Annotated in this window: 15 protein-coding genes; 4 read left to right on the top strand and 11 right to left on the bottom strand. The window is 63.9% G+C overall.

What is annotated here, in order from left to right; all coding sequences use genetic code 11:
• Positions 1–10: 10 nt before the first annotated feature.
• Genes kdpC through PC358_RS09930 form a run of 3 tightly spaced genes read left to right on the top strand, consistent with a single transcriptional unit; the run spans position 11 to position 3,963 of the window.
• Entirely contained in the window at positions 11–562 is a 552-nt protein-coding gene (kdpC, locus tag PC358_RS09940; protein ID WP_033699234.1) for a potassium-transporting ATPase subunit KdpC, read from the top strand.
• A 54-nt stretch (positions 563–616) separates the two neighbouring features.
• Positions 617–3,271 (top strand): sensor histidine kinase, encoded by a 2,655-nt coding sequence (locus PC358_RS09935; protein WP_033699232.1) that lies wholly within the window; start codon positions 617–619, stop codon positions 3,269–3,271.
• Positions 3,268–3,963 (top strand): response regulator, encoded by a 696-nt coding sequence (locus tag PC358_RS09930; protein WP_033699230.1) that lies wholly within the window; start codon positions 3,268–3,270, stop codon positions 3,961–3,963. Before PC358_RS09935 ends, PC358_RS09930 begins: the two co-directional genes overlap by 4 nt.
• Before the next feature lie 15 nt (positions 3,964–3,978).
• Here PC358_RS09930 and PC358_RS09925 read toward each other — a convergent pair whose 3' ends face one another.
• Both PC358_RS09925 and PC358_RS09920 read right to left on the bottom strand, forming a co-directional pair.
• Positions 3,979–4,884: a LysR family transcriptional regulator gene (locus tag PC358_RS09925; protein ID WP_033699229.1), complete on the bottom strand. Its 906-nt coding sequence runs from the start codon at positions 4,882–4,884 to the stop codon at positions 3,979–3,981.
• 22 nt (positions 4,885–4,906) lie between these two features.
• A complete protein-coding gene (locus PC358_RS09920) occupies positions 4,907–7,831 on the bottom strand; it encodes an aminotransferase (protein WP_033699227.1) in 2,925 nt (974 codons plus the stop codon).
• Between the two features lie 349 nt (positions 7,832–8,180).
• Here PC358_RS09920 and PC358_RS27745 point away from each other — a divergent pair.
• Positions 8,181–9,535, top strand: a protein-coding gene (locus PC358_RS27745; RefSeq protein ID WP_156056779.1) for an IS3 family transposase whose coding sequence is annotated in 2 segments (ribosomal slippage) — positions 8,181–8,651 and positions 8,654–9,535 — 1,353 coding nt in all. Because the reading frame shifts where the segments join, the coding sequence is not laid out codon by codon here.
• A 131-nt stretch (positions 9,536–9,666) separates the two neighbouring features.
• Here PC358_RS27745 and PC358_RS09905 read toward each other — a convergent pair.
• From PC358_RS09905 to PC358_RS09865, 9 genes are all read right to left on the bottom strand, one after another.
• On the bottom strand, positions 9,667–12,144 hold the full coding sequence (locus tag PC358_RS09905; protein ID WP_033699226.1) for a TonB-dependent siderophore receptor: 2,478 nt from the start codon (positions 12,142–12,144) through the stop codon (positions 9,667–9,669).
• 96 nt (positions 12,145–12,240) lie between these two features.
• Positions 12,241–13,206: a FecR domain-containing protein gene (locus PC358_RS09900; RefSeq protein WP_033699224.1), complete on the bottom strand. Its 966-nt coding sequence runs from the start codon at positions 13,204–13,206 to the stop codon at positions 12,241–12,243.
• Positions 13,203–13,718, bottom strand: coding sequence for a sigma-70 family RNA polymerase sigma factor (locus PC358_RS09895; protein WP_033699223.1), 516 nt, complete (start codon positions 13,716–13,718; stop codon positions 13,203–13,205). Before PC358_RS09895 ends, PC358_RS09900 begins: the two co-directional genes overlap by 4 nt.
• Before the next feature lie 116 nt (positions 13,719–13,834).
• Positions 13,835–15,169, bottom strand: coding sequence for a di-heme oxidoreductase family protein (locus tag PC358_RS09890; RefSeq protein ID WP_081874732.1), 1,335 nt, complete (start codon positions 15,167–15,169; stop codon positions 13,835–13,837).
• Positions 15,166–16,467: an ABC transporter substrate-binding protein gene (locus PC358_RS09885; protein WP_081874731.1), complete on the bottom strand. Its 1,302-nt coding sequence runs from the start codon at positions 16,465–16,467 to the stop codon at positions 15,166–15,168. Before PC358_RS09885 ends, PC358_RS09890 begins: the two co-directional genes overlap by 4 nt.
• Positions 16,454–18,496, bottom strand: coding sequence for a TonB-dependent receptor plug domain-containing protein (locus PC358_RS09880; RefSeq protein WP_033699222.1), 2,043 nt, complete (start codon positions 18,494–18,496; stop codon positions 16,454–16,456). The genes PC358_RS09885 and PC358_RS09880 overlap by 14 nt, the downstream gene beginning before the upstream one ends.
• A 381-nt stretch (positions 18,497–18,877) precedes the next feature.
• On the bottom strand, positions 18,878–20,488 hold the full coding sequence (locus tag PC358_RS09875) for an ABC transporter ATP-binding protein (RefSeq protein ID WP_033699220.1): 1,611 nt from the start codon (positions 20,486–20,488) through the stop codon (positions 18,878–18,880).
• 1 nt (position 20,489) lies between these two features.
• Positions 20,490–21,509: an ABC transporter permease gene (locus PC358_RS09870; RefSeq protein ID WP_033699218.1), complete on the bottom strand. Its 1,020-nt coding sequence runs from the start codon at positions 21,507–21,509 to the stop codon at positions 20,490–20,492.
• Between the two features lies 1 nt (position 21,510).
• A complete protein-coding gene (locus tag PC358_RS09865) occupies positions 21,511–22,584 on the bottom strand; it encodes a microcin C ABC transporter permease YejB (protein ID WP_033699217.1) in 1,074 nt (357 codons plus the stop codon).

Here is a 22,584-nt window from a genome sequence, read left to right as displayed (position 1 = left end):
GGAGGCCGCCATGAACACTTATGTACGCCCGGCCCTGAGCCTGGCCTTGCTGATGACGTTGCTTACTGGCGCACTGTATCCGTTGGCGGTGACCGGTATCGCCCAGGTCGCCTTCCCTGAACAGGCCAACGGCAGCCTGGTGCGCGACGCCCAGGGCCAGGTGCGCGGTTCGGCCCTGATCGCCCAGGATTTCCAAGGCGATGGCTGGTTCCATTCGCGGCCTTCGGCAGGGGCCTATGCCACGGTTGCCAGCAGTGCCAGCAACCTGTCGCCGAGCAATCCGGCCTTGGCCGAGCGGGTGGCCAGTGATGCTGGCGCGCTGTATCGAACGCAACAAGGCCCGGTGCCTCAAGCCTTGCTGACGACCTCGGGCAGCGGCCTGGACCCGCATTTGCCGCCGCAGGCCGTGGCCTACCAGATTCCGCGTGTGGCTGCGGCCCGCAAGGTGCCGGAGGAGCGCTTGCAAGCCTTGCTTGAAGAGGCCACCCTCCACCCATTGATCGGGCCGCCTGTGGTCAACGTCCTGGCACTGAACCAGGCCTTGGAGACGTTGGGGCATTGAGACGGGGGCCTGCAACGCAGGCCCAACGATCGCCGCATTATTGAAGGATGACACATGAGTGATTCCGCCCGCGCAGACGCGCTGTTGGCCAACCTGCCGCGCGCTGGGCGCGGCAGGCTGAAGGTGTTTCTCGGCGCCGCACCCGGGGTGGGCAAGACCTACGCCATGCTGCAAGCCGCCCACACCCAGCAACGCCAGGGCGTGCAGGTGCTGGCCGGGGTGGTCGAGACCCACGGCCGCGCCGAAACCGAAGCGCTGCTCGGCGGCATGCCCCAGCAGCCACTGCTGCGCAGCGATTACCGCGGCGTCACGCTTGAAGAAATGGACCTGGACGGCCTGCTCAGCGCGGCGCCAGCCCTGGCCCTGGTTGACGAGCTGGCGCACACCAACGCACCCGGCAGCCGCCATGCCAAGCGCTGGCAGGACGTGCAGGAACTGCTCGCCGCCGGCATCGACGTCTACACCACCGTCAACGTGCAACACCTGGAGAGCCTCAACGACAAGGTCCGCGACATCACCGGCGTGCAGGTGCGTGAAACCCTGCCGGACTGGGTGCTGCAGGAAGCTTTCGAACTGGTACTGATCGACCTGCCGCCCCGCGAGCTGCTCGAACGCCTGCGCGAAGGCAAGGTGTACGTGCCGGAGCAGGCGCGGGCGGCCATCGATGCGTACTTCTCGCAGACCAACCTGACCGCCCTGCGTGAACTGGCCATGCAGACGGCCGCCGCCCAGGTCGATGCCGACCTGGCCCACGGCTATCGCCAGCGCGGCCAGGAAGCCCCTGCCTTGCGCGGGCGGCTGTTGGTTGGCGTCGATGGCGACGACCAGGCCGAACGCCTGGTGCGCCATGCCAGCCGGGTGGCTCAGCGCCGTCACTTACCCTGGAGCCTGGTGCACGTGGACAACGGTCGCCTGCGTGACGAGGCGGCGCGTCAGCGCTTGCAGGCTGCGCAGCAACTGGCCGAGCGCCTGGGGGGCGAAGTGGTGCTGTTGCGGGCCGGCGAAGTGGCGCGCACGTTGATTCAGCATGCGCTCGAACGCCGGGCCAGCCTGGTGCTGGTGGGGCAGTCGCGCGATCGCCTGCGTCGACGCCTGTTGGGGGCGGGGGTTGCGGCGCGGCTATTGCGCGAAAGCCATGGGCTGGAAATCAACGTGCTCGACCGCGATGCCCAGCCGCAACCGGCCCGCTCGGCGGTCAAGCGTGTGTGGGTGTGGCGGCATTATCTGCTGGCCCTGCTAGCCACCGTCATGGCGGCCGGCCTGGCTTGGGCGGTGTCGAGCGTGCTGGCGCTGCCTAATATCTCCTTGGTGTTTCTTGCTGCAGTGTTGCTGGTGGCGGTGCGCAGCAGCCTGGGGCCGGCGCTGGCGTGTGCGGCGTTGTCGTTCCTGACGTACGACTTCTTGTTCATCCCGCCGAATTTCTCCTTCAGCATCCAGCGCGAAGAAGACGTGCTAACCCTGGTGTTCTTTCTGCTCATGGCCGCCCTCACGGGTAACCTGGCAGCCCGTCAGCGCCGCCAACTGCAGGCACTGCGCGAAACCCAGGCACAAACCAGCCAGCTGCTCGACCTGTCGCGTCGGCTGACCGTCGCCACCGACCGCCAGGCAGTGTTCAAGGCCGCCGGCCAGCACCTGGACGGCTGGCAGGACCTGCACGTGTGCTTGCTCGAACGTGATGCCGAGGGCCTGTTGCGCGTGGCCAGTGGCGAAGCCCACGCCCTGAGCGACAACGAACGGGCCGCTGCCGACTGGGCCTGGCAACACGGTCAGGCAGCGGGCCAGGGCAGCGATACCTTGCCCAATGGCCGCTGGTGGTGGTGGCCCTTGGCGGTGGAGGATCAGCCGCTAGCCCTGCTCGGCGTGCGCTCGCGCACTGGCGACCCGCTCAGCGACCCGCGCCGGCGCCTGCTCACGGCCCTGGGCCAGCCGCTGGCCCAGGCGCTGGCCCGCGCGCGGCTGGCCGAACAGCTGGAGGCCGCGCGCCTGCACGGCGAAACCGAACAGCTGCGCAGCGCCTTGCTTGCGTCGGTGTCCCACGACCTGCGCACGCCGCTGACCGCCATGCGCGGCAGTATCGACAGCTTGCTGGCGCTGGGCGAGGCGATCCCCGAACAAGACCGGCGCGAACTGCTGGAAGGCACGCGCGACGAGGCCGAGCGCCTGGACCGCTACATCCAGAACTTGCTCGACATGACCCGCCTGGGCCACGGCGGCCTCAAGCTTGCCCGTGACTGGGTAGCCCCCGTAGACATCGTCGGCAGCGCGCTCAACCGCCTGCGTGTGGTGCTGGCGCCATTGCGCGTGCACACCTTGGTGCCGACCGAGTTGCCGTTGCTGTTTGTCCATGCGGCATTGATCGAGCAGGCGCTGGTCAATGTGCTGGAGAACGCCGCACGCTTCTCCCCGGCCAACGGTCGGCTGGAGCTGCAGGTGTCGGTGGTGGACGCACAATTGCACATGGCCGTGCGCGACCAGGGCCCCGGCATCCCCCTGGCGGAGCGGGAGAAGATTTTCGACATGTTCTACACCGCCGCCCGTGGAGATCGAGGCGGGCAGGGCACCGGCCTGGGCCTGGCCATCTGCCAGGGCATGATTGGCGCCCATGGTGGGCAGATCCTGGTGGGTGACGGCATCGATGGCCAGGGCACCGGCATCACTCTATGCTTGCCGCTGCCCCCTCAACCCGAAGCCGAAAGCGAAACCCCATGAGCCAGCCCGCCACCCTTTTGGTCATCGACGACGAGCCGCAGATCCGCAAGTTCTTGCGTATCAGCCTGACGTCCCAAGGCTACAAGGTGCTCGAGGCTGCCACCGGCGGCGAGGGCCTGGCGCAAGCCGCATTGGGTAAACCCGACCTGGTGGTGCTCGACCTCGGCCTGCCGGACATGGACGGCCAGCAGGTGCTGAGTGAGTTGCGCGAATGGAGCGCGGTGCCGGTGCTGGTGCTGTCGGTGCGTGCCAGCGAGGTGCAGAAGGTCGATGCACTGGACGGCGGGGCCAATGACTATGTGACCAAACCGTTTGGCATTCAGGAGTTTCTGGCGCGGGTGCGTGCCCTGTTGCGCCAGGTGCCGCAGGCCGGTGGCGGTGAGGTGGCCGCCAGTTTCGGGCCGTTGACCGTGGACTTCGCCTTCCGCCGGGTGACCTTGGAGGGCGTGGAGGTCGCGTTGACGCGCAAGGAGTATGCGCTGCTGGCCCAGTTGGCCGGGCACCCGGGCCGGGTGATTACCCAGCAGCAGTTGCTCAAGGACATCTGGGGGCCGACTCATGTCGACGATACCCACTACCTGCGCATCGTGGTCGGGCATCTGCGCCAGAAGCTCGGGGATGACCCAATGGCGCCGCGGTTCATCATCACCGAGGCGGGGGTAGGCTACAGGCTGGTAGCGCCAGGCTCGTGAGCGGGCGAGGTGGCATCAGGCCCTGGGCGGCTCTTTTTCGAACAGTTGGCGCATGACCTCCAGATAGCGCCGCGCGCCCAGGCCCAAGGGCCGCGGTTTGACCCAGATGATGTCGACCCACAAGCGTAACCGGCTGGCCATGTTGTCGAAGCGCACCTCGGCCAATGCGCCCGAGGCAATCAACGGCTCAACCAGCGGCTGCGGCAGGTAGGCCCAACCCAGGCCGGATTGCACCAGGTCCAGCGTCGCCAGGTAGCTGTCGGTCAGCCAGATCCGCCGCGACAGCACCATGCGCGGGTCGGAGCCGGTGGCTTTGCCGGAGGCCACGATGATTTGCCGTTGCTCGGCGAATGCCTCTTCCGGCAGCGGCGTGCCGTTGTTGCGCCCGGCGGGGTGGCGCGGTGAAGCAACGGCCACCAGCAGTTGGCTGCCGGCTTCAAGAAACGACTCGCGCTCATCGATCCCGGGCCGTTCGAATACCAGGGCCAACTGCACGCTGCCGTCGTGCAGCAAGCGTATGGCTTCGGCTTGGGTGGCCGAACGTACTTCGATCTCAAGGCTGGGGAATTCCTGCGCGAGGGTTTCCAGGGGCTGGCTCCAGCGGCCGGTTTGCAGCTCGGGCGCCATGGCGATGGTCAGGCGTTTTTCCAGCCCCTTGTGCAGTTGCAGGGCCTGGGCGTCCAACAAGTTGAGCTGGCAGATCACCTGCCTGGCCTGCGGTTCGAGCGCCAGTGCTGCGCTGGTCGGCAAGGCTTTGCGTGTGGCACGGTCGAACAGGGCCAGGTCAAGTTCTGCTTCCAGCTGGGCGATGGCCATGCTCACGGCCGAAGGCACGCGCCCCAGCTTGCGTGCGGCTGCAGAAAACGACCCTGCCTCCAGTACCGCCAGAAAGACTGCAAGAGAGTCGCTGGTAAAGGCCATCGTCAGACCCCTCCTTGGCGGGCTACAAGTCTTCCGACAGGATACGGTCAACGCTGTCGACAAAGTAGTCCACACTCGCCTGAGTGGTACACATCGGCGGTTTGATCTTGAGGATGTTCAGGTAGTCGCCGGTCGGTTGCATGAAGATGCCCAGCTCACGCAGGCGATCGCACAGCAGCAGGGTCTCCTCGGTCGCCGGCTCCAGCGTCTGCCGGTCGCGCACCAGCTCCAGGCCCAGGTAGAAGCCCGAGCCATGCGCTGCGCCGGCGAGCGGGTGCTTGTCGACCAATGCCTGCAAGCGTGCCTTGAAATAGCGCCCGGTGTCGCGGGCGTTGTCCCACAGCCCTTCCTCCTGCATCACGTCCAGCACCGCCATGCCGATGCGGCAACTGACCGGGCTACCCCCCGCCGACGAGAAGAAGTAGCCCTGCGCCTCCAGCGCCTCGGCTATCTCACGCCGGGTGATCACCACGCCCAGCGGCTGGCCGTTGCCCATGCCCTTGGCCATGGTGATGATGTCGGGCACCACGCCTTGTTCCTCAAAGCCCCAGAAGTACTCGCCCAGCCGGCCATAACCGACCTGCACTTCGTCGGCGATGCACACGCCGCCCCGGGCGCGCACCTTGGCATAGGCGTCGGCCAGATAGCCCGCAGGCAGCGAGATGCCGCCGGCATTGCCGTACACCGGCTCGCAAATGATGCCAGCCAGCTGACGGCCACGGCCATCGAGGTCGGCCAGCTTGGCATCGACGTCACGCAGGTAGTCGGCGGCGCTGTCGGCACCGCGAAAACGCCCACGGAAGGTGTTCGGCGCCTCGACCGGGTGCACCCAGTCTGGCCGGGTCTCCAGTGCCTGCGGGTTATCGGCGATGGACGTTGATATGGCATCGGTGGCCACCGACCAGCCGTGGTAGGCCTCCAGCACGCTGAGCAGGTCGCGCCCGCCGCTGTAGGCCCAGGCCAGACGGATGGCCAGGTCGTTGGCCTCGGTGCCGCTGTTGACCAGAAACACCCGGTCGAAGCCTTCCGGCGCCAGTTTGAGCAGGCGTTCGGAAAACTCGGCGATGGCGGCGTAATGGAAGCGCGAGTTGGTGTTGAGCAGCGACCATTGCCGCGCTGACTCGGCCACCATGCGTGGGTGGCCATGGCCAAGCACGGCAACGTTGTTGAGCATGTCCAGGTACGAACGGCCCTGCATGTCGATCAGGTAATTGCGCCAGCCGCGTTCGACATGCGGCGGTTGCGCGTAGTAGTGCTTCTGCGAGCGGGCGAAGCTTGCGTCGCGGCGTGCCAGCAGCGCCTGCGGGTCGGGCAGCGCTTCGGCGTCGCAGTCAACGCCCAGCAGCGCGGCAGGCGACGGGCATAGCGCCAGCCAGGCTGCGGCCTGGGAGGGCGTGGCGAAGAAGGGAGGGCGGGTAGCGTTATCCAGGCACAGCTGAACGCTGAGCACGCCATGGCTGCTACCCAGTGGTTGACCTTTTGCTACGGCTTGGCCATCCACCGGGGCATCTTCCAGACCCGTGAGCCACAAGGCCCAATGCGGCGTGTGCAGGCAGCCGCGGCCATCGCCATGACGCTGCCAAGTGCCGGCCTCGGGTGCCTGCAGCAGGGTGCCGTTCGGCACCTGCAACTCCACACCCAGCGCGCAGGTGGCAGGTTCTTCGGGGCGGTCGATATGGGTTTGTGACAGGCGATACTGGCCATGCAGCGTGCTCGCCGGGGTCGGTTGTGCGGCCAGCAGGTGCTGATCGAAGCCTGGCTGCTCCCAGTTGCCCGCTTCGCAGTGCGGGCTGAGCACGCCCAGGTCGAGGCGTGCGACCGGCTGGCCGACCAGTTCGGGCAACAGGGGTGCACAACCGGCCAGCTCGGGCTTGCCGGGTTGAAGATTGGCCGCTTGCAGGATAGCCGCCTCCATCAACGCGAAAGGCACGGCGGTAGCGGTGTCGAAGATTTCCCATTCATGCGCGATGTTGTTGCGGATGTACTGGTTGCCCGGCGCTACGGCGAGCTGTTGCTCGCTGCTCAACACCAGTACCGCGGCGCGGTTGAGTACCAACGGCCACAGGGCCCGCAGTTCGGCCTCGCTCAGTGGGTTGAGCGCCTGGTAGGCACGTACCGCCGGCAGAATGCGCAGCGGGTCGCCTTCGGCATGGTGCAGCAGCGCAGCGCAGGTCACCGACAGGTCGGCGATGCGCCAGGTGCGCAGCAGGTCACCGAAGTCGATCACGCCCTGCAATTGCCACTGGCGCTCGCCATCGCGGGCCCACACGGCGTTGTCGTCGGTCACGTCCAGGTGCACGGCCTGGCAGGGCAGTTGGTCGGCCAGCGGCGCCAGGTGCGCAGCGGCCAGCTGGGTGGCTTGCTCGACACGGGCGCGGTGGCCTGCGTCCTGTAGCACTGGTAGCAGGTGCTGGATCAGTGCCTGGGCGTGCTGCGGGTCCCACTGCAGGGTGCGGCTCAGGCCTGGGTGGTCAAAGTCGGCCAGGGCTTTGTCCAGCCGTGCGCAGAGCCCGCCCAGTTCGGCCATCAGGCGTGGCGGCATGTGTTTGAGGCGGGTCAGCGGCTGGCCGTCGATGTAGTCGAGCAGGCGTACGCGCAGTGGTTGGCCGGCGATGTCCAGTGCCAGCAGCGCTTGGCCGGTTTGTGCGGGGCGTACTGCGGGTACGGGCAAGCCCTGTTCACGCAGGTAGGCCAAGGCGGCGTGCTGGGCTTCCAGTTCGACCTGGGCGTAGCTGCCGTGGCAGGCCTTGAGTACGAAACGGCCTTGGGGGGAATCCAGGCGGAAGTTCAGGTCCTGCTGGCTGCCCAGCGACGTCAGGTTGCCAGCCAGGTTGTAATGCGTCTGCAGCAAGGCTTGCGCCTGGGCTTCGCTTAGCGAGGGGCTGGGCAGGGCGGAGCGCTGGATCAGGGTGGCCAGGGCAGGGGTGGCTGGGTTTAGGCTGGGCATTGGGGGCTACCGTTGGTGCTGGGAGGCGGTAGGGAATTTATGCCCGTTTTGGTTGATGATGGAAGACGATTGTTGTCAGAATTTTTGATGATTAGGTGCATGTCGAAAAATTTGCAGCGCCTATGAGATCGAGCGCCGCCCGCGCGGCGCTTCGCGGGGCAAGCCCGCTCCCACATCTGTTTCGGGCCAATGAGTCCTGTTAAATAGGCGCGCGACCCCTTGTTTGTACGACGCGATATCGAGGCGAGCACCAAAGGCGCCGCGCGCCAATGCTTCAGGCAAAACTGGCCCGAAACAGATGGACTGCCCCCAAGAAGTTGGACAAAAAATCCAACCCTTGGGGGGACCGATGGGCAAATACACAGAGCAGTTCAAACTCACAGCCATCTCAGCCTACCTAGATGGTAGCGATGGCTTCCGAAAAGTAGCCCAGCGTTTCGGTATCGACGTCAGTCTGCTGCGCCGGTGGGTCTCCAGCTATCAGAGCAAGTCCAGCCTTAGTCCGCGCTCGCACGGGCAGCGCTATGACGACGACTTCAAGCGCCAAGTGCTGAGCCACATGCACGAGCATCGTCTCTCTCTTCGCCAAACCGCTGCGCATTTTGGCCTCGGCCAGTCCTCGCAGATAGGCAACTGGCAGCGGCAGTACTACAGTGGTAGCCCTGTAGCCCCTGTCATCCGCCAGAAAAAGCCGATTAAAGTGTTGAAGAAGATTAAACCAGCAAAGCCCACAGATACCGACGATTCGCAAAAGCCCAGAGACCAGCTGATGGCTGAGCTTGAGTATCTGCGCATGGAGAACGCTGTCCTAAAGGAGCTCAAGGCTCTGCGCGAGGAAAAGGAACGAATACCGGCGAAAAAGTCCTGATCGTTTCCAAACTCAAACGTAGATTCCCTTTGCCTGACCTGCTGCGGCTGATCGGACTGGCTCGCAGCACTTTTTACTACCAGGTACAGAGCCAACAGAAGCCGGATAAATACGCGGAGCTTAAAGAGAGAATTCGGCAGGTCTATCACAAAGAGAAGGGGCGTTACGGGTATCGGCGCGTTGCACTAGCAATCAGAAAAGAGGGGCCGCTAGTCAACAAGAAGGTCGTTGAGAAACTGATGACTGGGCTGGGTCTGAAGTCACTGGTGCGACCCAAGAAATATCGGTCGTACCGAGGTACTGTCGGCAAGATAGCGATGAATCTGCTGGAGCGTAATTTCGTCGCCCAGCGCCCCAACCAGAAATGGGTGAGTGACGTAACCGAGTTCAAGGTGGCGCAACAGAAGCTCTATCTTTCGCCTGTGATGGATTTGTATAACGGGGAAATCATCGCCTACGAGACGGCCAGTCGCCCACAGTACAGCCTGGTTGGGAACATGCTCGACAAGGCACTCAAGACCCTGGGGGAGAAGCCGAAACTCGTGCTCCACACCGATCAGGGGTGGCAGTACCAGCAGGCTCAGTATCGCCAGAAACTGCGCAGTTGTGGAGTGAAGCAGAGCATGTCTCGTAAAGGCAATTGCCTAGATAATGCAGCTATGGAAAGCTTCTTCGGCACGCTCAAGTCAGAATTTTTCTACCTCAAGCGGTTTGAGAATGTTGATGAATTGAAAGCGGGCTTGGATGAGTACATCCACTACTACAACCATGACCGCATCAAGCTGAGGCTCAATGGCCTGAGCCCTGTCGAGTACAGGACCCAGGCGGCAGCATAGAACTGTCCAACTTTTTGGGGGCAGTCCACAGATGTGGGAGCGGGCTTGCCCCGCGAAGCGCCGCGCGGGCGGCGCTCGATCTCATAGGCGCTGCTAATCTAACGACATGCCCTTGTAGCCTTCACCTCACCTCAAAAGCTGGCCTTCACCGACACCATGAAATTACGCGGTTCCCCATAGTAGTTGCCAAAGGTCTCTGTCCCGATGCTGGCGTAATAGCGCTTGTCGAACAGGTTGTTGCCGTTAAGCGCCACCGACCAGGTCTCATCGATCCGATACCCGATCCGCCCGTTCCACACCGCATACCCCGCCTGGCTGATCTTCTCGCCACTGGCCGGCGAAAGCCGGAAGTTGTCACTTTGCGCATTCACCCCGGCGCCAATGCTGACCCGCTCCAACGCACCCCCCAAGGTGTACTCACCCCACAAGCGCAACACATGGCGAGGCACATAGCTGTTGAACGCCGCGCCATTCAAACTGCTGTCGATATCATCCAGCGTCTTGGTCTGGGTATAGGTGTACCCCGCCAGCAACTGCAGCCGCTCGATCACTTCACCGCTGAGCTCGGCCTCGAACCCTTGGGCGCGCACCCGGCCGGCGTTCACGTAGCAATAACCATCGGATGACGGGCAAGACGAGTTGAAGTCGGTTTGCGCCTGGTCTTTCTGAATGGTGCGGAACAGGTTGAAGGCGCCGTTCAAACGGCCGTCGTACCAGGCACCCTTGATCCCCAGCTCATAGCTCTGGCCCACCAGCGGTTTGAGCGTCGAGCCGTCTTCTGCCCGGTAGTTGCCTTGCGGGGTGAAGATGTCCGAGTAGCTGGCGTAGGCCGTCAGGTTCTCGTTCAAGTCCAGCAGCACGCCGGCAAATGGTGTGACCTGCCCGGTCTCACGGGTGTTGGAGGGCTGCGATTCACCGCTTCTGATGAAGACGGAATCCGTCTTGGAGTCGTACCAGCTCACCCGGCCACCGACCACCACGGTCAACGGGTCGGCCAGTTTCAAGCGCAGGGTCGAGTAGAGGCCCTTTTGCGTGGTCTTGCTCTTGACCGGCCCGCCGCGCGACGAGTTTTCGATGAAGTAACTGTCATCGGGCTCGGGGATGAACTTGTCGGGGTTGAACACATTCTGGCGCTGCGGCAGAAACGCCACCGAGTAAAAGTCGTCCTTGTTCGAGCGGCTGGCGTTCATGCCCAGCACCAGTTCATGCTGCTGGCCGAACGCGTCGAACTTGCCATCCAGGTAGGCGTCCAGGCCGTAGTCGACCTGGTCGTAGTCATACATGCTGCCCAGCATGCCGGTGGTGTCGATGCCGGGCGTTACCGCGCCCGAAGCGAAGGCGTACTTGATGTCCTGGGTATTCTTTGTATAAACACTGGCAACTTTGAGCTTCCAGTCTTCATTGACCTGGTGGGTGAGGTCGCTGAACACGGTAGTGCGCTTGCTGCGCCAGGTGTTCCAGGAGGGGTCGAGGCAGGTCGAGCGGCTGAGGTTGAGGTCGCTGCGGTCCTTGTAGCGCGGCAGGCCACCCCAGCACGGGTTGGCGTCGACATCTTCATAGGCAACGCCCAGCCCCAGGGTCGTGTCGGGGCTCAGGTCGAAGTCGAGCGCGCCGTAGTACACCTGGTCCTTGCGGTTGGCGTCGTCTACAAAATAGTGCCGGCTCTGCTCGGCCACCACCGCCCGGCCACGCAGGGTGCCGGCCGCGTTCAGCGGGCCGCCGGTGTCGATCTGCCCGCGGTAGTTGTCCCAGCTGCCACCGGACAAGGTGATGTCGGTATGCGCATCGGCAAGGCCACGCTTGCGCACGAAGTTCACCCCGCCTGCAGTGCCGCCCGAGCCCTTCATCATGCCTGCAGCGCCGCGCAGCACTTCGACCCGGTCGTAATACGCCATGTCACTGCTGAAACTGTCGGCCTGGACATACAGGTTGCCCATGTCCAACGGCACGCCGTCGTACTGGTACTGGCCCGACATGCGGAACCCGCGCGAGTAGAAGTATTTGCCGCCCATGGTCGAGTCGTACACGGTAATGCCCGGCGTCTTCTCCATGACCTGGTCGATGGTGTACAGGTTCTGGTCGTCCATCATCTTGCGCGTCATCACCGTGACCGATTGCGGCGTCTCCTTCAGCGAGTGCTCGCCCTTGCCGATGGTCACCGCGCCGGTGGTGTACGAGCCGCTGTGTTCAGTGGTCGCGCCCAGCACCTGGCTGGTGATGTTGGTGGCCCCCAGCTCCATCGCCGAACCCGAAGACGGCACGGCCCGCAGCACATAGGTACCGTTTGACTGCGGCTCGGCCTGCAGGCCGCTGCCTGCCAGAATCTGGGTGAAGCCTTCGCTGACACCGAATGCCCCTTTGAGCCCTGCGCTGTGCAAGCCGTCGGTCTGCTTGGCATCGAACGACAGCGCAGCCCCCGCTGCACTGGCATAGCGGCTGAGCACTTCGGTCAGGCTGCCCCCGGCAATGTCGAACGTCCTGACGCCGTTCTGCTGCACCGGCACCTGTGCCGCGAACGTCATCATGGGCCAGGCACCCGCAGTGGTTGCCGCCAACAGCCCGACTTTTACCGTCGTCGCCAGACGACCACGCTTGAACACTCCAGACATGCCAATCCTCCCCCAGAAAACGATCAATGAATCCCATTGGGGGATGAGCCGAACGATGCGAACAAAAAGTGCAAAAGCGCCGGAAGTTTTTTCAACTCACAGCGCCAGTGGGCTGTCAGGCGGTGACACGTTGACCCAAAAACGGCTGAAGCGCGTGACGCGCAGCGCAAAGCCACTTTCCAGCGCCGCCAGCGCCCGGTCGGTGTCATCGATCGGGAATGCGCCCGATACCTTCAATTGCGCAATGCGCGGATCGCAGCGCAGCACCCCGCTGCGATAGCGCGACAGGTCGGCAAGCAGTTCGGCCAAGGGGCGATCGAGGGCAATGATGCTGCCTTGCTGCCAAGCCCCCACAGACGCGTCGTTGCGCCGTAGTGCCCCCACCGAGCGGTCAGAAAAGGCAATGGATTGCCCAGCCTCCACACGCACGGCCAGAGCACCGCTGGTCGCCCTGACTTCCACCGCTTTTTCGAGGACCGCCACTTCACCGCCCAGCGCTTGGGCGCGCACGATAAAGCGCGTGCCCAGCGCGCGTACCTGGCCATGCCGGGTGTGCACCGTGAACGGCCGTTGCGCGGGGTCGACAGCAGTGGTGACCAGAATCTCACCGCGCAGCAGTTCCAGCACCCGTTGCTGGCCGTCGTACTTGAGGTTCACCGATGTGTCGGTGTTGAGCAGCAGCGAGCTGCCATCGGCCAGGCGAAATGCGCGGCGTTCACCGACGGCGGTACGGTAGTCGGCAAAATGTTGCTGGGCAGTGTCGCTGCGCCAACCCAGCCAGCCCAGCGACGTCGCCGGCACCACCACGACCACACTGCGCAGCAACTGGCGCCGAGAGCGCTCGGCACCGCGCAGGGCAGGTGCCGCCAGGGCGCCGGGCACGCTTGTCATCTGCTCGCCCACGGCGGCCATGCGTTGCCAGGCTTGGCGGTGAACCGGGTCGGCAACCAGCCAGTCGTTCCAGGCGCGGCGGTCGGCATCGGTTGCGATGCCCGAATGAAGCCTTGCGTACCAGCGGGCGGCGACGCTGATGGCTTGCAACTCGGCAGGCGAAAGGCTCATGCCTGTTGCAACTGCATCAAGCAGCAATGCTCCATGGCCTTGGCCATGTAATTGTTGACGCTGCGTACGCTGATGTTCAGTTGCTCGGCAATCTGCGGGTAGGTCAGGCCATCGAACTGCGACAGCATGAACACTTGCTTGACCTTGGTGCCAAGCCCTTGCAGCAGACGGTCGATTTCCACCAGTGCCTGCAACAAAATCGCCTGTTCCTCCAGCGAAGGCTGCAGCGCTTCGGGCAGGGTAGCCAAGGCCTCCAGGTAGGCTTGTTCCAGTGAACGCCGGCGGATCAGATCGATCAACAGGCCTTTGGCGATTCTCGACAGGTAGGGGCGCGGCTCGCGAATGTCCAGCGCGCTGCGTGCCTTGATCACCCGCACGAAGGTGTCTTGCGTCAGGTCGGCGGCATCGAACGCATTGCCCAGGCGCTTGCGCAGCCAACCATTGAGCCAGCCGTGGTGCTCGCAGTACAGGTCGTTGACGGCGCTACGCAGGGATAGATCGTTGGCGGACATGGTGATGGAATAGTTCGCGAGTGGTAATGAATCTTATTGTCGTGCCGGCTGTGGTTGCTTTGCAAGCGCCGCGCTGCTGACGAATGTGTCTTTGCCTCCACGAACGGGTCGCTGCCCTACAGCGATTGAAGAAACGCACGAATCGCCTGGCGCGCCTGGGCACCGAGCGCTACGTAGCGTTGCCGGGCTGTTTCCGCCTCGCCGCCATGCCAGACAATGGCCTCCTCCAAGGTGCGCGCTCGGCCATCGTGCAAGTAACCGCTGCTGGGCGTGATCCGTTCGCTGAGGCCAAGCCCCCACAGCGCAGCAGTGCGCCATTGCCGGCCGTTGGCGAGATAATCCTCACGGCCATCGGCCAGGCCTGGCCCCATGTCATGCAGCAACAGGTCGGTGTACGGCGCAATGTGTTGCTGTGTCAGCGCCGGATAGAGCGGGTGCTTGCCGGTGACCAGCGCGGGGCGATGGCAGGCGGTGCAGCCGATGGCAGAAAACAGCTTTTCGCCCTGCATGACTGCTGGCTCGGTCTGTTGTCGACGGGCAGGTGCCGCCAAGTGAGCGAGGTAGAAGTGCAGGTCGCCGAGCTGCAGCGCGTTCAGCTCGGGGTCGCCGCCCTGCGCCGCGTGGGCGCAAGTCTGTTGAGCGGGCGTGCAGTTTTGCTCCGGGGCCAGCGTCGAGGTGATGCCAAGGTCGCCAAGCATGGCGTGGGCGATCTGTTGGCGCAGGTCTGGCTGGTTGGCCTTGAGGCCAAACCGGCCGGCCTCGGCGCGTTGTCGCTCGACGCTCCACACCGCGTTGACGTGCCCCGTCACGCCGTCGGGTTTGGCCTCAGAGGCCATGGCACGCAGGGTGCTCTCGTCAATGGCCTCCAGCAAACCCAGGCCGAATACCGGCGGGCCCACCCTTGCCGAGGTCAACACCGCATCCATCGGCCCATAGGCCAGCTCGCGCAGCTCGACCTTGGGCTTGCGCAGCATCACGGTTTCGCCGTCGCCCAGTTGCACCGCATGTTCTTGCCAGTAGACATGGGCGCGCCCTTCACCCGGCACGCCTGGCACACCCAGTTCGTTGAGCTGGTCACCATAGACCGGGTGCGGCTTTGGCCCACCCTGGGCATCGTGCCCGGGCAGCGACAAGCGCAGCAGCATGCTGCGCATCGGCTGGCCCTGCGCCGGCGCCTGTCCGCGCCCATTCTTGGGGTGGCAGGCGATGCACGAAACCCGGTTGTACAGCGGCCCAAGGCCATCCACTGCTTCGTCTCGGGACGGTGCAACCACCCAGGCCTGACGGAACAGGCTGCGCCCGCGGAAGAAGCGTTCCAGCTGGCCTTCGTCCAGCCCGGCGAATGGCTGAGCAAAGGCTTCACGGTGGGTCGCCGTGTGCGTGGTATCGGCGCTGGCGAGCAGGCTCGTCAGCAAACCGATCGATAACCCGGCAGCGCGCAGGGCGGTCACTGGCCCAGACCATCAAGCAGACGGGACGCCTCTGCCCGGTGACGCGCGGCATTGAACTGCCAGGTTATTTCCCGGCGGCCGAGTTCGTCCTGGTCGCTTGCCGGCGCTTGCGTCATGCCGTTGTCCTGGCGTGCCGCGAATAATGCCAGTAGCGGCTTCGCCTCGGCCTGCTCGGCATCCAGTGGCGGCGCGGTCAGGTGTTGGCGTATGGCGCTGACGTCCAGCCCAGCCGCTTCGGCCGCGTGCAGTCGAGCCCAGAGCGCGCTCAATGCTTCGTGGGGCATGCCCAGCCATTGGGTAAACAGCGAGCTGACCAGTGCCAGGCGCTCACGTGAGCTGCCGTTGCCATAGTCATAGGCGCCGAGGCCCGCGGCAACGAACGGGTCATGGTAGTTCGCCGGCAAATGCTGGTAGACACTGGGGCGCACGGGCAGTTTGCGGATGTCCGCATCGGCCAACAGCCCCTGGCCTGTTTCGGACAGCACGAACTGCGCAAACGCCCTGGCACCGGCCAACGCCTGGCTGTGGGCGGTAATGGCGATGAACGCCGGGTTGAGGCCGCCATGCGCCGGGTAGACGAAGTCCACCGGCTCGCCATTGGCCTTGGCCGAGGCGACGAAGAAATCAATCGACAAGCCTACCGCTGCGCGCCCACTGGTCACTTCATCACTGACCAGGGTGCCGCCGCGCGTCACCAGGCGCGCCTGGCCGGCCAGCTCGCTCCAGATGGCCCAGCCGCGCTCCCAGCCATAGGCACGCAACACGATATCCAGCAGTACCGGCGCAAAGCCGACCCGGCCAGGGTCTGGAAGCGCAATGCGTCCGCGCAAGCGGGGGTCGAGCAAGTCGGGCCAGTCCCGCGGTGACGGCACCCCCAATTGGCCCAGCGCCGTGGCGTTGATGGCGAAGCCATACCCCGCCAATTCGGTAGCCTGGTACAGGTGCTGAGGGTCACGCAGTGCCAAACCACCGATCTGTGCGGGCAAGCCCTTCGGGTTGACCCCCAAGGGTTGCCAGCTGCCCGCTTTCGCCAACCGGGCGAAGTTGCCGGGTGAGGGGGCCCAATAGACATCGACACCGCCCTGCCTGGCTTGCAATAGATAGGGCAGGGCATCGAAGCCCTGCCGCCAAAGGATCTGCAGACGGTACTGCGGGTGGGCTTGGGCAAACCCATCCTCGATGCGCGTCATCACTTCCTCGGGGTAGCTGGTCATGACCACCACGGTTTGCGGGGCAGCGCTCAGCAGCGTGCTGAAGGTCAGCAGCAGGCCTGCCAGCCAGCGGTTACAGCGGCGCATTGAATTGCACGAAGTATTGGCGGCCCATTTCAGGGTAACCCTCGCTGTACTCATACAACCGGTCGAACAGGTTGCGCACGCCGCCCTCGATCAACACGTCGTTGCTGAACCGGTACCCGCTCTTGAGGTTGTACACGGCGTAGCCTGGTGCCGTTTGATTGCCGTCCGAGGTGTTGTAGCGACGCGATGCGGCCTCCACGCTGGCGGTGTGTTGCCAGGCGGCCAGATGCCAGGAGGCCGAGCCGAAGAAACTGTGGCGTGGGGTGTCGGTGGGGTGCAAATCGCGGTTGCTGAGGTTCTTCCGGTCAAGCCAGGTGTAGTTGGCCGCCAATTCCCAATCCCCCAGGTCGCCGTTGATGCCAAGTTCGACGCCCTGGTTTCGCGCTTTGGCGATGTTCTGGTACTGGCCACAGGGCGCGGCGCAGTTCGCCTGTGCGGGCACCGTAACGTTCTGGATGGAATCTTCGATGTTGGCAACGAACAGCGCCGCATCGAGCTTCCATTGTGGGGCCACCTGGCCGCTGTAGCCGAGCTCGTAGTGGGTCGCTCGCTCGGACTTCAGGTCCGGGCTGGGGATGACGGTGCCAAAGCGGGTCGAGTAGCGATCCTTGATGGTCGCGAAGCGGCTTTTGCGTGCAACCGTCAGGCGCAGTTGGCCGTTGTCGTCGGTGCCCAGCAGCGGGTTGGTATTGGCGAACAGGCCCAGCTGCGCGTTGACGGCGTCGTTGCTGCCGGTGGGTTCGTCGTAGAGCATGGGCCGCGACGGCGAGCTGGCGTTGGTGCCGTAATTCTGTGCGTCCAGGCTTTTGCGGTAGTTATAGGAGATGCCGCCGACCACGCTGAATATTTCGTTCAGGCGCAGGGTGTCTTCCAGGGCAATCGACTGGGTCTGGTCACGGAAATAGGTCTGGGGGTTGGCGCCATCGCGGGAACGGTGCACATCGTCCTTGAAGTGGTAGGCAATGCCCAGGCGGTTGGCCTCGCTCAAGGCCAGGTCACCCTCTACCGAAAAGCCGCTGCTCTCGTCATCGTATTTGCTGGGAAAACCCGGCTGCAACGCTCCGACCACGCCGTTGCGATAGGTGTAACTCTCCAGCGAGTTCTTGAAGGTGTCGTGGTAAACGCGGGTTTTCAGGGCGTGCTCGCCGAAGCCGGTCTTGGTGGCGATGAACACACTGGTGTTGTCTGAGCGCGGCCACTCCCACCAACGCGCACGTTGGCCGGTCGTTGGCAGGTCGCCGGCGTAGGTTGGCTGGCCCTTGCGCCCTTCCTGCTGAACGTAGCCGAGCACGTACTCATCGGTTTCGTTGGGTGTGAAGCCAATTTTGAAGCTGAATTTGCTGTCGCGGTGTTTACTGTTCTCGCGGCGCCCCGGGCCTTGCTGGCTATTGGTCGGTTTGAAGTCATCGGGCAGCAGGGTGTAGTCGTAATCGACATACGACACCCCACCCTGAACCCACCACAGGCCCTGGTTGGAACCTACGTTGGCGTAACTGCGGTAGGCGTTCACGTTGCCGTGGTCGGTGAGTTCCAGCCCGCCACCCACTTCGCCTTCGAACGCATCCGTCGGGCGACGGGTGATCAGGTTGATCGCCCCGCCCAGGGTGTTGGGCCCGTACAGCAGCGAGGCGAAGCCCTTGTCCACCTGGATGCGCGACAGGTCGTAGGTGGTGAAGCGGCCGAGGTCGATGTTGCCGTCATAAGGCACGTAGGTGGGGATGCCGTCGATGAACACCGGCACCTGCAGGCGATCGAAGCCACGCACGAAAACCACCTGCTCGGCGCGACCGCCGATGTACCCGAGGTTGACCCCAGGGGCCAGGGTCAGTGCGCTGCCGACGGTTTCGCGATCGTGCAGCCGAATGTCTTTCAAGTCGACGACGCTACCACCCGTGGACAGCGTTTCGTCCCGTGGTGCGGAAATCTGGATTTCGCCGAGGGTGAAGGTGTTTTTCTCTTCGGCGAGGACAGGCTGTGCACCGAGGGCTGCGACGGCAACCATCAAGGTACGCGGTGATAGCGGCTTCATTACTGCTCCTTTGTCGGCCATGGCGTTGGCGGTACCTGGCGACGTTATATATTGTTGTATATAGCGATAGGCGAGTCTTGGCGGATCACGGCCTCCCCAGGACGTGATCAGCCAGCGCTCGAAAATAATGATGGGATGGCAGAAGGCCAACCGCGACGAATCCTAGCGTTGTTTACCGGTCGTTACAACGCTATATACCAAAATGTATAGCGATTGGTTGGCGGGGCCGCCTCAGGCGTGAGTGTTCTGGGGGATTTTGCTGCTTGAGGTCAAAAAGGCGGCAGGGGTATGTTTTGGAAATGCCCTACAAGGAAGCGGTAAAGTCTGATTCTCAAGTGTCTCTGGCGGCACCTATGGCTTGAGCTGCGCCGCCTCGAAACCTCAGCCTGATGTATCAACTTCCAAAAATGCCGCTTCCAGCAACTGCCGCGTATACGCATGCTGCGGCGCATGGAAGATGGCCTGCGCATCCCCTTGCTCCACCACCTGCCCCTGCTTGATCACCATCAGCTGATGGCTCAACGCCTTGACCACTGCCAGGTCGTGGCTGATGAACAGGTAGGTCAGGTTGTACTTCTGCTGCAGGCTGCGCAGCAACTCCACCACCTGCCGCTGCACCGTCCGGTCCAGCGCCGACGTCGGCTCATCCAGCAGAATCAACGCCGGCTTCAACACCAGCGCCCGTGCAATCGCAATGCGCTGGCGCTGGCCGCCGGAGAACTCGTGCGGGTAGCGGTGCCGGGTGCGCGGGTCCAGCCCCACTTCCTCCAGCGCCGCAATGATCGCCGCCTCTTGCTCTTCAGCCGTACCGATGCGGTGAATCCGTAGCCCTTCGCCCACGATGTCCGCCACGCACATGCGTGGGCTCAGGCTGCCGAACGGGTCCTGGAACACCACCTGCATCTGCCGCCGCAGCGGGCGCACTTCCTTCTGGTTCAACCCTTCGAGGTGCTGGCCATGAAAGCGAATGCCGCCCTGGCTTGAAATCAAGCGCAAGATGGCCAGCCCGAGCGTCGATTTGCCCGAGCCACTCTCACCGACAATCCCCAGCGTCTGCCCCTGGGGCAAGCTGAAGTTGATGCCGTCCACCGCCTTCACATGGTCGACCGTGCGCCGCAAGAAGCCTTTCTTGATCGGGAACCAGACCTTGAGGTCATCCACTTCAAGCAACGGCGCACCGACCGGGTTGTGGGCAGGCTGGCCGCTTGGTTCGGCATTGATCAGCATCTGCGTGTAGTGATGCTGCGGCGCACTGAACAGCGTCGCGCAATCGGCCTGCTCGACAATCTGCCCACGTTGCATCACGCACACGCGGTGGGCGATCCGCCGCACCAGGTTGAGGTCATGGCTGATCAACAGCAGCGCCATCCCCAGCCGCGCCTGCAGTTCCTTGAGCAGGTCGAGAATCTTCAACTGCACGGTCACATCCAGCGCCGTGGTCGGTTCATCGGCAATCAGCAACTCCGGCTCGTTGGCCAGCGCCATGGCGATCATCACCCGCTGGCGCTGGCCGCCCGACAGTTCATGGGGCAGTGCCTTGAGGCGTTTGTGGGGGTCGGGAATACCCACCAGCTCGAGCAGTTCCAGGGTCCGTGCGGTGGCTTGCTTGCCGGTCAGGCCCTTGTGCAGCAAGAGGATCTCGTTGATCTGCTTCTCGATGCAGTGCAAGGGGTTCAGCGAGGTCATCGGCTCCTGGAAGATCATCGCAATGCGGTTGCCACGAATATGCCGCAGGGCCTTCTCGCTCTGCTGCAGCAGGTCCTTGCCCTCGTAGTGGATGCTGCCGCTGGGGTGGCGGGCGAGGGGGTAGGGCAGCAGGCGCAGGATCGAGTGGGCGGTCACCGACTTGCCCGAGCCGCTCTCGCCGACCAGGGCCAGGGTCTCGCCCTTGCGGATGTCGAAGCTGATGCCGTCGACCACGCGGTTGACCTGCTCGCCGGTGACGAACTCCACCGCAAGATCACGCACTTCGATCAGGTTGTGTTCGCTCATGTCATTTCCTTGGGTCGAAGGCATCGCGGGCGGATTCACCGATGAACACCAGCAAGCTCAGCATCACCGCCAGCACGGCGAAAGCACTGATGCCAAGCCACGGCGCCTGCAGGTTGGATTTGCCCTGGGCGACCAGCTCGCCCAGCGACGGCGAGCCGGCGGGCAGGCCGAAGCCGAGGAAGTCCAGGGCGGTCAGCGTGCCGATGGCGCCCGTGAGGATGAACGGCATGAAGGTCATGGTCGAGATCATCGCGTTGGGCAGGATGTGCCGGTACATGATCGCGCCGTTGCGCATGCCCAAGGCGCGGGCGGCGCGCACGTATTCGAGGTTGCGGCCACGCAGGAACTCGGCGCGCACCACGTCCACCAGGCTCATCCACGAGAACAGCAGCATGATCCCCAGCAGCCACCAGAAGTTGGGCTGCACGAAACTGGCGAGGATGATCAGCAGGTACAGCACCGGCAACCCCGACCAGATTTCCAGGAAGCGCTGGCCGGCAAGGTCCACCCAGCCCCCGTAGAACCCCTGCAGGGCGCCGGCGATGACGCCGATGATGGAGCTGAGGATGGTCAGCGTCAGGGCGAACAGCACTGAAACGCGGAAGCCGTAGATCACTCGCGCCATCACGTCGCGGCCCTGGTCGTCGGTGCCCAGCCAGTTGTCCGCCGAAGGTGGGGCCGGCGCCGGCACCTTGAGGTCGTAGTTGATGCTCTGGTAGCTGAACGGGATCGGCGCCCACAGCACGAAGCTGTCCTTGTTGGCCAGCAGCTCGCGGATGTACGGGCTTTTGTAGTTGGCTTCCAGCGGGAACTCGCCGCCGAAGGTCGTCTCTGGGTAGCGCTTGAAGGCGGGGAAGTACCACTCGCCGTCGTAGCGCACGGCAATCGGTTTGTCGTTGGCGATCAGCTCGGCACCCAGGCTCAGGCCGAACAGGATGAGGAACAGCCACAACGACCACCAACCTCGGCGGTTGGCCTTGAAGCGCTCGAAGCGCCGTCGGTTGAGAGGGGACAAGGCCATGTCAGTGCTCCCGGCTGGCGAAGTCGATACGTGGATCGACCAGGGTGTAGGTCAGGTCGCCGATCAGTTTCACCACCAGCCCGAGCAGGGTGAAGATGAACAGGGTGCCGAAGACCACCGGGTAGTCGCGGTTGATCGCCGCCTCGAAGCTCATCAGGCCCAGGCCGTCGAGCGAGAAGATCACCTCGATCAGCAGCGAGCCTGTGAAGAAGATGCCGATGAAGGCCGAAGGGAAGCCGGCGATCACCAGCAGCATGGCGTTACGGAACACATGCCCGTACAGCACCCGTGAGCGGCTCAGGCCCTTGGCCTTGGCGGTGACCACGTACTGCTTGTTGATCTCGTCGAGGAAGCTGTTTTTGGTCAGCAGGGTCATGGTGGCGAAGTTGCCGATGACCAGCGCGGTGATGGGCAATACCAGGTGCCAGAAGTAGTCCAGCACCTTGCCGGTGGTGGACAGCTCGTCGAAGTTGTTCGAGGTCAGCCCGCGCAGCGGGAACCAGTCGAAGTAACTGCCGCCGGCGAACAGCACGATCAGCAGGATGGCGAACAGGAACGCCGGGATGGCATAGCCGACGATGATCGCCGAGCTGGTCCAGACATCGAAGTGGCTGCCGTGGCGCACGGCCTTGGCGATGCCTAGCGGGATAGACACCAGGTACATGATCAGCGTGCTCCACAACCCCAGTGAGATCGACACCGGCATCTTCTCGATGATCAGGTCGATGACCTTGGCATCGCGGAAGAAGCTGTCGCCGAAGTCCAGCTGGGCGTAGTTCTTGACCATGATCCACAGGCGTTCAGGCGGCGATTTGTCGAAGCCGTACATGCGCTCGATCTCGGCGACCAATGCCGGGTCCAGGCCCTGGGCGCCGCGGTAGCTGGAGCCGGCCACGGAGACCTCGGCACCGCCACCGGCGATGCGGCTGGTGGCGCCTTCGAAGCCTTCGAGCTTGGCGATCATCTGCTCGACCGGGCCGCCAGGCGCGGCCTGGACGATGATGAAGTTGATGACCAGGATGCCGAACAGGGTCGGGATGATCAGCAGCAGGCGGCGCAGGATATAGGCCAGCAT

The sequence above is a fragment of the Pseudomonas capeferrum genome (genome assembly GCF_000731675.1).
GTDB lineage: Bacteria > Pseudomonadota > Gammaproteobacteria > Pseudomonadales > Pseudomonadaceae > Aquipseudomonas > Aquipseudomonas capeferrum.
Note: the sequence above shows the minus strand (reverse complement) of the source record. Positions and strands in the feature narration are given on the sequence as shown.